This is a genomic window from Caballeronia sp. 11_S32 (assembly GCF_056930355.1).
This window is the reverse complement of sequence record NZ_JBXOWH010000004.1, coordinates 571,546-584,331: the sequence shown is the minus strand read 5'-3', so window position 1 is coordinate 584,331 and position 12,786 is coordinate 571,546. Positions and strand designations below refer to the sequence as shown.

Below are 12,786 nucleotides of genomic sequence, written 5' to 3'. Positions count from 1 at the left end.
TTCACAGCATTTCGACGAACATGACCGAAAAGAACCACGCATCGCTTGCGATTCCCGCACGCGACCCGAACGAAGGGCCCGCGCTGCCGCCGCGCAATGCCGAATGGAAGCGCGCGAAGATCGCGCTCGTCATCGTGCTCGCGCTGCTTGCTATCGGCGCGGCGCGCACTGTCGTCACCGACGCGCTGCATAACCGCTCGATGGCGGCGCGCACGCAGCAGAACGCGCAGCAATATGTGAATGTCGTGCAGCCGGCGCAAACGGACGGCGGCGGCGAAACGACGCTGCCCGGCACGCTGCGCGGCTTCGTCGAATCGCCGATCTATGCGCGCGCAACGGGTTATCTACTGCACTGGTATGTCGATATCGGCACGCGCGTGAAGCAAGGCCAATTGCTCGCCGATCTCGATACGCCCGAGATCGATCAGGAACTCGCACAAGCGGTCGCGCAGCGCGACCAGACCGCGTCGAGCCTCGGCCTTGCGAAGAGTTCGCTGGAACGCTGGCAACAACTGCGTCAACGCGATGCCGTGTCTCAGCAGGAACTCGACGAACGTCAAAGCACATTCAACCAGGACGTCGCGAACCTCGCCGCCGCCGATGCCAACGTGAAGCGTCTGCGTCAGCTCGAATCGTTCAAGCGCATCGTCGCGCCGTTCGCTGGCGTCGTCACGCAGCGCAATGTCGATGTGGGCGATCTCATCGATGCGGGCAGCGGCACGAGCCGCGCGCTCTTCGCGCTCGCCCAGTCGGATCCGTTGCGCGTGTTCGTGCAGATGCCGCAGGCGTATGCGCAGAACGTGGCGGTCGGACAGGATGTCGCCGTCTCGCAAGCCGAACTGCCGGGCGAGCAGTTTCACGGCAAGATCACGCATATCTCCGGCGCGATCGACGTGCCCACGCGCTCGCTGCAGATCGAAGTGACGCTGCCCAATCCCGATGGCCGACTGCGCCCCGGCGCGTATGTGCAAGTCGCGCTGTCCGCAACGGCGCATGCGCGCCTGCTCGTGCCGGGCAATGCGCTGCTGTTTCGCTCGGAAGGACCGCGTCTCGCCGTCGTCGATACGAGTGGACACGTGCATCTCCACAAGATCGTGATCGCGCAGGATCTCGGTCAATCGCTCGAAATCGAGAGCGGCATCGAGGCGAGCGACAAAATCATCATCAACCCGAGCGATTCGATCGCGGACGGCGATCATGTCGTCATCGCGCCGCACGGGCCGCAACAGCCCGCGCCGGGCAACAAGGCCGCATCATGAAAGCCGCGCTTTGCATCATGCTCGTGCCGATGCTCGCGGCCTGCACCGTCGGGCCCGACTATCGTCGGCCCGTCGCGGAGACACCGCCGACATGGAAGACCGATTCATACTGGCGCGTCGGCGAGCCTTCGCATGCGCCGCTCGCGCTCGATTGGTGGCAAGGCTTCGACGACGCCACGCTGAATACGCTCGAAACGCAGGCGCTCGCGCAAAACCAGACGCTCGCCGCTGCGAGCGCGCATTACGCGCAGGCGCGCGCGACCCTCGCGCAGACTTCCGCGCTCGCGCTGCCCGAAGTCGATCTCGGCGCGAACGCATCGCGTTCGCGCATTTCGAGGAATCGCCCGGTCAACAACTACGCGACGCCGAACAGCTCGACCGTGCAGAACGATCTGAAGCTCGCGCCGACCGTCAATTACGACATCGATCTCTTCGGCCGCATCCGGCGCGAAGTGGAAGGCGCGCGCGCATCGGCGGATCAATCGCGCGACGATCTGGCGAACGCGCGGCTCGTGCTCACGACCGATCTCGCCAGCGATTACTTTTCGATGCGCGAGTTCGATGCCGAAATCGACGTGCTGAACCGCTCTGTCGATCTGCAGATGAAAGCGCTCGACTACGTGAAGGCGCAGCATGATCTGGGCGCGGTGTCCGGTCTCGATGTGCTGCAGCAACAGGCGCTGCTCGACCAGACACGCGTGCAGGCGCAATTGCTTTTGAATCAGCGCGCGCAATTCGAACATGCGATCGCCGCGCTCGTGGGCACGCCCGCGCCGCAATTCTCCATCGCGCGCGAACTGAACGAGCGCCCGCTTCCGCCGATACCGCTCGGCGTGCCGAGCGATGTGCTGCAGCGCAGGCCCGATGTCGCATCGGCCGAACGCGCGATGGCCGCGGCCAATGCGCAGATCGGCGTTGCGAAAGCGGCGTTCTTTCCGAGCCTCACGCTGAACGGCACCATCGGTTGGGAAAGCACCGCGCTTTCCAGCCTCATTTCGGCGCCGAGCCTGTTATGGACCATCGGCACGATGGCGAGCCAGGTCGTGTTCGATGGCGGACGGCGCGCCGCCGCCGTCGATTTCGCGAACGAAGGCTATGTCGCGGCGGTCGCGAACTATCGGCAAACGGTGCTCGGCGCGTTTCAGCAAATGCAGGACGGCATCGTCGGACTGTCGGTGCTCGATGGCGCGGCGAAGCAATCACACGCGGCGGTCGAAGATGCGCAACGCCTGCTGTCGCTCGCGAACGATCGTTATTCGGGCGGCCTCGTCGCCTATCTCGACGTCATCACCGCGCAGCAGCAATTGCTCACGAGCGAGCGTCAGGACGTGCAGATTCGCGGGCAGCAGCGCACGGTGTCGGTCGCGCTCGTGAAAGCATTGGGCGGCGGCTGGGACGTGCATGACGCGACGCACGATGGCGAAGAAGTTGCGAATGCAACCGATAGGCCGACGCCGCGCTGACACGGAACGAAATCAAGCAGGAAGGCTGCGAGGCTCGTATAGTAAGCAGTTGAACAACACGGTAAACACACACTGAACGCGCACAGGTGCCAGGCATGAAAGTCCTGATAGTCGAAGACGAACACAAAGTGGTGGACTACCTGCGCTCGGGCCTGACCGAGCAGGGCTGGGTCGTCGATGTCGCGATGGACGGCGAGGAAGGCACGCATCTCGCCATTGAATACGACTACGACGTGATCGTGCTCGACGTGATGCTGCCAAGACGCGACGGCTTCGCGGTGCTGAAGGCGTTGCGCATGCAGAAGTCGACGCCGGTCATCATGCTCACCGCGCGCGATCACATCAATGATCGCGTGCGCGGCTTGCGCGAAGGCGCGGACGACTATCTGACCAAGCCGTTCTCCTTCCTCGAGCTCGTCGAGCGATTGCATGCGCTCGCGCGCCGCACGCGCGCGCAGGAATCGACGCTCATTTCCGTCGGCGATCTGTATGTCGATCTGATCGGACGCCGCGCAACGCGCGACGGCGTGCGGCTCGATCTCACCGCGAAGGAGTTCCAGCTGCTTTCGGTGCTCGCGCGCCGTCACGGCGACATTCTCTCGAAGACCGCGATCACCGAGCTCGTCTGGGAAGTCGATTTCGAAAGCCATACGAATGTCGTCGAAACGGCGATCAAGCGCCTGCGCGCGAAACTCGACGGACCGTTCCGCACGAAACTGCTGCATACCGTGCGCGGCATGGGCTATGTGCTCGAAGTGCGCGAAGCCCGCGATACGCGCGAAGCAAGGGAAGACGCGAGACCATCATGAACACGAAGTGGGCGTCGTTGCCGCAGCATGAGGCGCGCGAGCCGCGCACGCAGCGCTCCATTTCACGGCGCCTTGCCGTGATGTTCGCGCTCGTCGCGCTGTTCGTGTTTTCGCTCGTCGGCTCGGGCTTGTTTCTCGTGCTGCGCGTGCAACTCGAGCAGCACTTGCGCGATTCGCTCGACAATCGCGCGGAGATCGCACGGCTCATCGTCACCCACGTATCGAATCCGGACAAATGGAAGATCGCGAAAGAGAAGCTCGCGGACATCACGCCGCGCGACGGCTCCACGCTCTTCGCCGTATCGAGCAACGATCCGCGCTATGAATACGGCGCGCCGCCCGCAGGCCGCGTCGTCAAGCGCGTGATGGGCGGCTATGCGCGCTTCCGCCCCGCGGACCACGCGTACGACATGCTCATGACCACGCTGACGATCCCGCCGAATGCGGACCGTCCGCCCTTGCAGCTGTTCGTCGCGATCGACTGTTCGCCGAATGTCCACACGATGCGCGCGTTCGGCCTCGCGCTCGCGGCGTTGATGGCGCTCGCAACCGTCGCCGTGCTGGTGCTGAGCTATTCGGTCGCGCGCCTCGGTCTCGCGCCGCTCACGCGGCTCACGCGCGATGCATCGAAGCTGAGCCCGAACAACCGCTCGCAGCGCCTCAACACGCGCGCGCTGCCGATGGAGCTGGAAGATCTCGCGAAGTCCTTCAACGGCGCGCTCGAACGGCTCGATCACGCCTACGGAAGGCTCGAATCCTTCAATGCCGATGTCGCGCACGAACTGCGCACGCCGGTCACGATACTTATCGGCCAGACGGAAGTGGCGTTGACGCGCGATCGTTCCATCGAAGAATTGCGTCATACGTTGCAATCGAATCTCGAAGAGTTCGAGCGCGTGCGCGCGATCATCAACGACATGCTGTTCCTCGCGCGTGCCGATCAGGGTGAGCGCGCGACGGGGCTCGTCGAAGTATCGCTCGCGGCGGAGGTCAGCCGCACGCTGGAGTTTCTGGAGATTCCGCTGGAAGAAGCGCGGGTCAGCGCAGTGGCGAGCGGCGATGCGCGCGCCTTCGTCAACACGTCGCTGTTCGGGCGCGCGCTGTCCAATCTCGTGATGAACGCGATCCAGCACTGCCCGCCGAATGCGACCATCTCCGTATCGATCACGCGCGAGCACGGGCGCATCCGCATCGCGGTGGCGAATCCCGGCGAGCCCATTCAGCCGCATGTGATGGCGCATCTCTTCGACCGCTTCTATCGCGCGGAAAGCTCGCGCACGAACAGCCGCGAGAATCACGGCCTCGGCCTCGCCATCGTGAAGGCGGTGGCGGAGATGCATCGCGGCACGGTGTCGGCGACGAGCGAGAACGGCATCAACACGTTCTCGTTCTCGGTCGCGCGTTTCGGCAACGAGCCGCGGCGCGCGGAGGACGTGGCGTTGCCGGTGCCGCCGGTCGTCGAGACGAAGTCCGCCGCGACGTGAAGGCGTTCGTCACTGACAGAAATATTCGTCCGATGCCGCGACCGGCGCCTCTGCCGTCGCCGGCTTGAAATGACTGTATTTGCGGTACGTCTTGCCGTTCACCGTCACGGACTCCGCCGCTTCCGTCTCGCCCGAGCTCGATGCGATCGCACTGCTGTGCGCCTGCACATTGCCGTTGCTCCAGCTGCTCGCGCGCGCGAATGATCCGCCCTTCGACGTATCGGTCTTGCTTTCCGTCGAGATCGCGTTCGTCACGGGATTGCCGAAGCCCTTCGTATCGATCGACGATTTCGGCGGCTCATAACCCCACTTCGACGTGAGCGTGCTCATGTCGATTACCTGCGGCTTCCAGCCGATCACCTTCGGGCCGATCGCGAGCGGCGACAGTTCCACCGCGACGATCTGCGTGCCGCGCCGCGCCACGAGCAGGCACTTGCCGCCCGATGTCTGCAGCGGTACATAGCCGCTTGACGGCAAGAGCGCGAGCGCCTGCGCATCAGGCATCGACTGCACGCCGACCGGGTTCGCGGCCCAGATCACGCCGGCGCTCACATCGGCGCGCGCGCTCATCGGCATCATCGAGACCATCGCACTCGCCGCGAGCGCGATGGCCGCCGTTTTCATCTGACTCTTCATCGCATGCCTCAGCGGGAAAACGAGGGTTGACTCTCCGGGACCAGTCTTTCAGAGCCAACCCTTCAAAGGGAGAGACGCCCTGATTGCTCAGACGCGTCTCTTCTGCTCCACCGCGCCACTCTGCCAGTGGACGTGCAGCTTCCTCACTGCACCAGCGAGACTTCGATCTTTTCGCCGATGGGCGCGCTCGCCACTTCGACGCCAGCCGTGTCCGCAGCCTGATCGTACATCCGGGCCGCGACCGGCGTGGGTTGCGCCACCTGCTTCGCGGGTGCCGGTTGTGCCTGCTTGGGCGCGTCCTGGCTCTTCAGGTTGACCTCCGGATTGTTCGCGGCCGTCACCGGCAGGCCGAGGCGCGCGCGGATCAGCGGATCGCGAAACTTCTCGTCATCCGACAGCACCGCGTCCGCGCCCGACTTCGCGAGCGGCGCGGTCGTGCCCGGGCACAGATGGCCCGTGGATTCGACCGCGCGGCGGTTCGCTTCGCTCTGGCACAGCAGCGCGAGCGCGACATCCGTCAGGCCCATCGCGCGGAATTCGCGTGCATCGAGGCGGCGCACGCAAGCCTGATCGACGAGCGTCGTGCCGCCGGTCGCGCCGAAGCCCGTGATCGACAGGCCGAAGCTCGCCGAGCCCATGCAGGTATCGGAAAGCGTCGTCGTCAATGCGGGGGCGGCGATCGCCGGCGTCGTGCGCACCGAGTACGAGCTCTGGTTGTAATCGACCGTGGTGCGCGTATCGAACGCGCTCGTGCCGGGGCCGCTGGTGGCCGCCTTGCCGGTCGCATCCGTGCCGCTGCTTGCGCCGGTGCCGCTCGCGCCCGTGCTCGAGTTCGCGAGGGCCGGCATCGTCAGCGAGATGTTGACGTTCGACGAGCCGCCCTGCGCCGACGAACGGCCGCCGTTCGCGTTCGCGACACCGAGGCCGCCCACCGAAGAAGAATTGGAACTGGTGTTGGCCGTCGAGTTCGCCGACGTGCCGATATTGTTCAGGCTGGAGCCGCCGCCCTGGCCGATGCCCGTCGAAGTCGAGCCCGAGATCGAACCCGACGTGGAATTGGACGTTGTGTCAGCGTGGGCAAGTTGCGCGGCGCAAAACAGGACCGCGCATGCCAGTTGCAAAGTGGTCTTCTTCATTATGGTTCTCCGGAAAGAAAGGGGAACGCCACAGCGCATGACGGTCCCGGACGACTTAGAGTTTTTTTATGGGTTTCGGCAAAGGCGGTGTCCGAGAAGCACATGCCTCATCATGACGCCGCCTCCGCCGTGGCTCGCGGGCCGGCTTAACGCCAGCCGCCGCCGAGCTTGCTCCATGCATTGGCCGCTGCATCCGCGCCCGAGACACCGCCCGCTTGCGCGTTGCCGTGACCGAAGCCGCTCACGTTCGACGTGTTGCTGTGGCTCGTCGTGGCGTTGGTGGCGTTGCCCGTCGCGCCGAACAGGTTGCCGGCGACCGATTGCGCGTTGCCGTTGGCCGTGCCGTAGTTGGTGGCGGTGAAATGCCCGAAGCCCGAGACCGAAGCGGAGGTCGTGCCGCCCGAGGTCGAGCTCGAGCTGGAGTTCGTGGTCGTGGCCATTGCGCCGACGGAGACGAACGAGAGCAGTGCAGCAGCGATCAGAGTGCGTTTCATGATTTGCATTCCTTATCGAATCAGTAAGATTGGATTTCGTTGTTTTCTCTTCGAACCACGGCTATACCGATTTCGGAGAGCGAACCCCGTTGCGGGCGAAGTCCGCCGTCCGTCGCCGGCTGCTTAGCGCCAGCCGCCGCCGAGCTTGCTCCAGGCGTTCGCCGCAGCGTCGGCGCCCGAGACGCCCGTTGCCGTCGAACCGCCGAAGCCCTTGCCGCCAACCGACGACGTGTTGATATGGCTGGTCGTGGCGTTGGTCGTGTTGCCCGTCACGTTGTAGCCCTTGCCAGCCGTCGCCGATGCGTGGCCGTTGGCGATGCCGGCGTCGGTCGCGGTGAACGAGCCGAAGCCGTACACGGCCGCTGCAGTCGTGCCGCCCGAGGACGAGCTCGAGCTGGAGTTCGTTCCCGTTGCGAAAGCAGCGGCGGAAACGAGCGAGAGAGCGGCGGCGGCTGCGATCAGTTTGCGTTGCATGGTGAAGTCTCCAAAAGTAGGCGCACAGTCGATTCCAGCTACATCGCGCCGGGACGTAGCAGGCACAGCAAGAAACCGTTTTCGTTAGCAATCCTATTTCAACTGCCTGATCGAAATTCGCTTTGGTGAACCTGAGCGAAAATCAGCGGGCGTGCGAAACAGGATGCGCGTCAGGCGCGGGCCAACGAGATCAGAGGCGGTAAGAAGCGCGAACGCCGCGGACTTCGATCAGGCGAAGTCGCCGTTCGTGCATGAGGTCGAGACTGGGTTGTGACGGAAGGTCTGTGTCCGTCGAGCGGATCACGGCGCGCTGGCCTTCCGCTCTGTCGATTTGCTTTGCGTTGTTCTTCATTGCAATCCCCGTATCACTTCTTATGATGTTTTCAGGCATGTGGTCTTTACTTAATGCCTGTTGTTTTGAAGTGACTTTACGGAAGATGAGCGGGGCGAAGCGTGGGAGAACCCACACTAGACTTCACGTGATAACAAATCGTAAGAAATTTGGTTGGGAAGCGCTCATATCCCAGGACGGGAGGGCCGAAGGCCTCTGTTTTCGCGGGTTTTCACGGACACGCGCGCATGGCGCGAGCGCATCAAAACAAAAACGCGGGCGACATTGCGCCCGCGTTCGTGCAATAGGCCACGCTGACGTCAGACCGTGCTGAGACGCGCCATCTCCGTTTCGACGATGAGCTTCTTCAGCTCCGGCACGCACGATCCGCAATTGCCGCCCGCCTTCAGGCAAGACGTGATTTCCGCGGCCGTCTTCAGCCCCTTGTCGAGGATCGCGTTGCATATCGTGTTGCGCCCGACACCGAAGCACGAGCACACCGTCGGCCCGGTGTCCTCGCCCTTCGCGGCAGGCTGACCGAGCAGGAGGCTCGCGCGGTCTTCGTCGTCGAGACGGTCTTTCTCGAAGAGCGTCGCGAGCCAGGCGCGCGCGGGCAGATCAGGACGCTCCGAGATGAACACGCAACTCTCGATGCGATCGTCGACTACATGCGCCGCGCGATACACGCCCGCGCTCTTGTCCTCGTATTCGATCCAGTCCGCATGATGATCGTCAATGCGAAAGAGCGCTCGCGCCCAGTCGTGGTGATCGTCATGCGATGCATCGAAGCGATTACGCCCGGCCATCTCGTAGCGCACGAAGCGCGCGCCATGCACCCGTGTCCAGTGCGTGACCATGTCGAGATCGGGCACGGCGCGCGAGAGCGAAAATCCATGCCACGTGACGTGGAATTTCTCCACGGCGACAGGCGTGTGCTTGAACTCCGGCTCACCCGACACGGGATCGACGACGGGGTTCACCACTGCGCCGACGCGCGCATCGGAGGCCACCTGATCGTTCCAGTGAATCGGCACGAACACGCTGCCGCGCGGCATGCCGCCGCCATGCTGCACGCGCGCGATCATCGAGCCCCAGCGGCTCGATACGCGCGCCAGCTCGCCTTCACGCACGCCGCATGCGAGCGCGTCTTGCGGATGCATGTCGATGAACGATTCGCCGATGTGCCCCGCGAGCTTCGCGGAACGCCCCGTGCGCGTCATCGTGTGCCATTGATCGCGCACGCGGCCCGTGTTGAGCACGAGCGGATAGTCTTCGTCCGGCGCGTTGACGGGCGCGCGCGGCGGTGTCGCGACAAAGCGTGCGCGGCCATCCGCATGACTGAAGCGGCGCGCTTCGAAGAGCCTCGCGGTGCTGCCTTCCTCAGCGTTGCGCAGCGGCCATTGCGTCGGCTGCAACGCATCGTACGCGGCGCGATCGAGACCGCTCAGGCCACCGATGTCGAACGCGCGATGCACGCCGCCCGACACATCGTTGCCATCGTTACGCCAGGCGCTCAGGCGCGCGTGCTCGTCGAAGATCTCGTGCGGGCCCGCGAAATCGAAGCCGTCGAAGCCCATGCGTTGCGCGACATCGCAGATGATGCGCCAGTCCGCGCGCGCGTTGCCCGGCGCCGGAATGAACGCGCGCTGACGCGAGATGCGCCGCTCCGAGTTCGTCACCGTGCCGTCCTTTTCGCCCCAGCCGAGCGCGGGCAGGAGCACATCGGCAAATGCGTTGGTATCCGTCTTCTCGATGATGTCCGATGCCACCACGAGCTCGCACTTCGCGAGCGCGCGCTTCACGCGATCGCCGTCGGGCAGGCTCACCACCGGATTCGTGCCCATGATCCACACGGCCTTCACGCGGCCCGCTTCGATCGCATCGAACAGTTCGACGGCCTTCAGGCCCGCGCGCTGAGCCACGACCGGCGAGTTCCAGAATGTCTGCACGATCTCGCCGTGCAGCGGATCGCCGAATTCCAGATGCGCGGCAAGCGTGTTCGAGAGACCGCCGACTTCGCGGCCGCCCATCGCGTTCGGCTGGCCGGTGAACGAGAACGGCCCCATGCCCGGCTTGCCGATGCGTCCCGTCGACAGATGACAGTTGATGATGCTGTTGACCTTGTCCGTGCCCGCGCTCGACTGGTTCACGCCTTGCGAATACACGGTCACGACGCGCTCGGTGCGCGCGAACAGCCGATAGAACGCCATCAGGTCGTGTTGATCGAGCTTGCAGTCTTTCGCGGTTTGCGCGAGGTCCGAAGGCCCGGCAGCGGCGAGCGCCGCATCGAATCCATTGGTGTGGGAATCGACGAACGAAGCATCCGTTGCGCCGTGTTCCGCGAGGAATGCGAGCAGGCCATTGAAGAGGCGCACGTCGCTGCCGGACTTGAGCGGCAGATGCAGGTCCGCCATTTCGCACGTCGCGGTATGCCGCGGGTCGATCACGACGATCTTCACTTCCGGCCGCTGCTCCTTCATCTTCACGATGCGCTGAAAGAGAATCGGATGACACCACGCCGTGTTCGATCCGACCAGCACGATGAGGTCCGCGAGCTCGAGATCCTCATAACTCATTGGCACGAGGTCTTCGCCGAACGCGCGCTTGTGCCCCGCCACCGACGACGACATGCAAAGCCGCGAGTTCGTATCGATGTTCGCGCTGCCGATATAGCCCTTCATCAGCTTGTTGGCGACGTAATAGTCTTCGGTGAGCAACTGGCCCGACACGTACAGCGCGACCGCATCCGGACCATGCTCGGCGATGATGCGCGAGAAGCCGCTCGCGACCGTGCCGAGCGCGTCGTCCCATGATGCATCGGTGAGCGCGCCCGTGCGCGGGTCGCGCAGTTTCGGTTCGAGCAGGCGGCCTTCGAGTCCGACCGTATCGCCGAGCGCCGAGCCCTTCACGCACAGACGCCCGAAGTTCGATGGATGCGCTTCATCGCCCGCGATCGTGACTTCGGTCGCGCTCTTGGGCGTCGCCTCGACGCCGCAGCCGACACCGCAGTACGGGCACGTGGTTTTGACGGAAGGCGTATGAACCGGAATGATGGGGATGCTCACGTTTGAATTTCCTTGCCTTGCTTCAGGCTTCGCAAAGCGTCTTGCCGAACAGAAGCTTGCCGCGCAGATGCGAAACATCCGTGCGGCTCTGAATCAGATCGAAGTACCAGCCGCCGTCTTTCACGTCACCATACAGCACGGCGCCGATCAGGCGTCCGGCCTGCAGCACGAGCCGCTTGTACACGCCGCGGCGCGGATCGCGCAGCACGAGATCCTCGCTGCCGTCGCCGCCGATGAAATCGCCCGCCGAATACAGATCGACGCCCGTCACCTTCAGCTTGGTCGCGGTCGCACTCTGCACATAGCGCCGATGCCCCGCGCCCGCGAGATGCGCCCCTGCCACGCGCGCCTGATCCCAGATAGGCGCGACGAGGCCGAACGTCGCCGAGCGATGCTGCACGCATTCGCCCACCGCGTAGACGCGCGGATCGAAGGTCTGCAACGTATCGTCGACGACGATCGCGCGCTCGCAATGCAAGCCCGACGCCTGCGCCAGCGCGATGTTCGGCCGCACGCCCGCCGTCATCACGACGAGGTCCGCGTCGATCTGCGTGCCGTCCGCGAAACGCACGGCGCGCACGCGGTCCTCGCCGATGATCTCCGTCGTCTGCGCGGCCATCGCGAAGCGCAGGCCTTTCGCTTCGAGCGAGCGCTTGAGCAATGCGGCCGCGCTCGCATCGAGTTGACGGTCCATCAGGCTGTCGGTCGCATGCACGACCGTCACCGACATGCCTTGCCGCTGCAATCCATTCGCCGCTTCGAGCCCGAGCAGGCCGCCGCCGATGATCACCGCATGCCGATGATCGCGCGCCGCTTCGAGCATCGCCTCGACATCCTGAATGTCGCGAAACGCGATCACGCCGGGAAGATCGCAACCGGGCACGGGAATGATGAAAGGCTTCGAACCGGTCGCGATCAGCAGGCGGTCGTAACGCGCCTCGACGCCCTTCTCCGAACGCACGATGCGCCGCGCGCGATCGATCTCTGCCACGGCATCGCCCGCATGCAGCGTGATGCCGTTCGCGTCGTACCACTCGCGCGTATTGAGGATGATGTCGTCGACGCTCTTCTCGCCCGCGAGCACCGGCGACAGCAAAATGCGGTTGTAGTTGCCGTACGGCTCCGCGCCGAACACGGTGATGTCGTAGAGCCCGGGCGCGATCTTGAGCAGCTCTTCGACCGTGCGCATGCCGGCCATGCCGTTTCCGATCACGACGAGTCGCTGGCGCGGCGCGGCGTCCTGAAGCGACGCCATGCCCGCAACCGCATATTCGGTCTTCATGCCGCGACCCAGACCTTGCCGCCCGCGACCTTCACGCGATACGCGCTCACCGAAAGCTCGGGCGTTTCGAGGCATTCGCCGGTGCGCAGATCGAAGTGCTGCTTGTAGATTGGCGACGCGACGACGACGCGCTCACCGAGACTCCCGACGATGCCGCGCGACAGCACCGCCGCCTGCGAATGCGGATCGTAGTTGTCGATCGCGTACACGGCCGCGTCTTCGCCCGCGAGATGAAACACCGCGACCTGCGCCCCCTTCACGAGCGCGCATACGCCCGTGTCCGGCACGATGTCGTCGAGTTCACAAACGGCGGTCCAGTCCTGTTCGATGCGGTCGTTCATGATGTGCTCCTT

At 64.5% G+C, this 12,786-nt stretch carries 12 protein-coding genes; 4 read left to right on the top strand and 8 right to left on the bottom strand.

Features of this window, described 5'->3' with window-relative positions:
* Nucleotides 1-20 precede the first annotated feature (20 nt).
* The 4 genes from AC1Z32_RS28715 (at nucleotide 21) to AC1Z32_RS28700 (ending at nucleotide 5,015) form a co-directional block, all read left to right on the top strand.
* Nucleotides 21-1,259, top strand: coding sequence for an efflux RND transporter periplasmic adaptor subunit (locus tag AC1Z32_RS28715; RefSeq protein WP_483482224.1), 1,239 nt, complete (start codon nucleotides 21-23; stop codon nucleotides 1,257-1,259).
* The gene (locus AC1Z32_RS28710) at nucleotides 1,256-2,722 is read left to right on the top strand and encodes an efflux transporter outer membrane subunit (RefSeq protein ID WP_483482223.1); all 1,467 of its coding nucleotides are present in this window, start codon (nucleotides 1,256-1,258) and stop codon (nucleotides 2,720-2,722) included. The genes AC1Z32_RS28715 and AC1Z32_RS28710 overlap by 4 nt, the downstream gene beginning before the upstream one ends.
* A 95-nt stretch (nucleotides 2,723-2,817) precedes the next feature.
* On the top strand, nucleotides 2,818-3,531 hold the full coding sequence (locus AC1Z32_RS28705; RefSeq protein WP_483482222.1) for a heavy metal response regulator transcription factor: 714 nt from the start codon (nucleotides 2,818-2,820) through the stop codon (nucleotides 3,529-3,531).
* Nucleotides 3,528-5,015 carry a heavy metal sensor histidine kinase gene (locus tag AC1Z32_RS28700; RefSeq protein ID WP_483482221.1) on the top strand — a complete coding sequence of 496 codons (1,488 nt, stop codon included), beginning with the start codon at nucleotides 3,528-3,530 and terminating at the stop codon, nucleotides 5,013-5,015. Before AC1Z32_RS28705 ends, AC1Z32_RS28700 begins: the two co-directional genes overlap by 4 nt.
* 9 nt (nucleotides 5,016-5,024) lie before the next feature.
* On the opposite strand, the gene AC1Z32_RS28695 is transcribed toward AC1Z32_RS28700, so the two are convergent.
* From AC1Z32_RS28695 to nirD, 8 genes are all read right to left on the bottom strand, one after another.
* Nucleotides 5,025-5,639 carry a hypothetical protein gene (locus AC1Z32_RS28695; protein ID WP_483482220.1) on the bottom strand — a complete coding sequence of 205 codons (615 nt, stop codon included), beginning with the start codon at nucleotides 5,637-5,639 and terminating at the stop codon, nucleotides 5,025-5,027.
* 155 nt (nucleotides 5,640-5,794) lie between these two features.
* Nucleotides 5,795-6,787, bottom strand: a complete 993-nt coding sequence (locus AC1Z32_RS28690; protein WP_483482219.1) for a hypothetical protein — start codon at nucleotides 6,785-6,787, stop codon at nucleotides 5,795-5,797.
* Nucleotides 6,788-6,933: 146 nt separating this feature from the next.
* Nucleotides 6,934-7,281: a hypothetical protein gene (locus tag AC1Z32_RS28685; protein ID WP_483482218.1), complete on the bottom strand. Its 348-nt coding sequence runs from the start codon at nucleotides 7,279-7,281 to the stop codon at nucleotides 6,934-6,936.
* 123 nt (nucleotides 7,282-7,404) lie between these two features.
* Entirely contained in the window at nucleotides 7,405-7,755 is a 351-nt protein-coding gene (locus AC1Z32_RS28680; protein WP_483482217.1) for a hypothetical protein, read from the bottom strand.
* Between the two features lie 190 nt (nucleotides 7,756-7,945).
* On the bottom strand, nucleotides 7,946-8,107 hold the full coding sequence (locus AC1Z32_RS28675; protein WP_483482216.1) for a hypothetical protein: 162 nt from the start codon (nucleotides 8,105-8,107) through the stop codon (nucleotides 7,946-7,948).
* Between the two features lie 299 nt (nucleotides 8,108-8,406).
* Nucleotides 8,407-11,151: a molybdopterin-dependent oxidoreductase gene (locus tag AC1Z32_RS28670; RefSeq protein ID WP_483482215.1), complete on the bottom strand. Its 2,745-nt coding sequence runs from the start codon at nucleotides 11,149-11,151 to the stop codon at nucleotides 8,407-8,409.
* Between the two features lie 22 nt (nucleotides 11,152-11,173).
* Complete coding sequence (locus AC1Z32_RS28665) at nucleotides 11,174-12,433, bottom strand: NAD(P)/FAD-dependent oxidoreductase (protein WP_483482214.1); 1,260 nt, start codon at nucleotides 12,431-12,433, stop codon at nucleotides 11,174-11,176.
* Nucleotides 12,430-12,774: a nitrite reductase small subunit NirD gene (gene nirD, locus AC1Z32_RS28660; protein WP_483482213.1), complete on the bottom strand. Its 345-nt coding sequence runs from the start codon at nucleotides 12,772-12,774 to the stop codon at nucleotides 12,430-12,432. The genes AC1Z32_RS28665 and nirD overlap by 4 nt, the downstream gene beginning before the upstream one ends.
* Nucleotides 12,775-12,786: the final 12 nt, after the last annotated feature.

Coding starts and splice junctions, on each gene's coding strand:
- AC1Z32_RS28715 (WP_483482224.1), top strand. CDS start 21: ATGACCGAAAAGAACCACGCATCGCTTGCGATTCCCGCACGCGACCCG.
- AC1Z32_RS28710 (WP_483482223.1), top strand. CDS start 1,256: ATGAAAGCCGCGCTTTGCATCATGCTCGTGCCGATGCTCGCGGCCTGC.
- AC1Z32_RS28705 (WP_483482222.1), top strand. CDS start 2,818: ATGAAAGTCCTGATAGTCGAAGACGAACACAAAGTGGTGGACTACCTG.
- AC1Z32_RS28700 (WP_483482221.1), top strand. CDS start 3,528: ATGAACACGAAGTGGGCGTCGTTGCCGCAGCATGAGGCGCGCGAGCCG.
- AC1Z32_RS28695 (WP_483482220.1), bottom strand. CDS start 5,639: ATGAAAACGGCGGCCATCGCGCTCGCGGCGAGTGCGATGGTCTCGATG.
- AC1Z32_RS28690 (WP_483482219.1), bottom strand. CDS start 6,787: ATGAAGAAGACCACTTTGCAACTGGCATGCGCGGTCCTGTTTTGCGCC.
- AC1Z32_RS28685 (WP_483482218.1), bottom strand. CDS start 7,281: ATGAAACGCACTCTGATCGCTGCTGCACTGCTCTCGTTCGTCTCCGTC.
- AC1Z32_RS28680 (WP_483482217.1), bottom strand. CDS start 7,755: ATGCAACGCAAACTGATCGCAGCCGCCGCCGCTCTCTCGCTCGTTTCC.
- AC1Z32_RS28675 (WP_483482216.1), bottom strand. CDS start 8,107: ATGAAGAACAACGCAAAGCAAATCGACAGAGCGGAAGGCCAGCGCGCC.
- AC1Z32_RS28665 (WP_483482214.1), bottom strand. CDS start 12,433: ATGAAGACCGAATATGCGGTTGCGGGCATGGCGTCGCTTCAGGACGCC.
- nirD (WP_483482213.1), bottom strand. CDS start 12,774: ATGAACGACCGCATCGAACAGGACTGGACCGCCGTTTGTGAACTCGAC.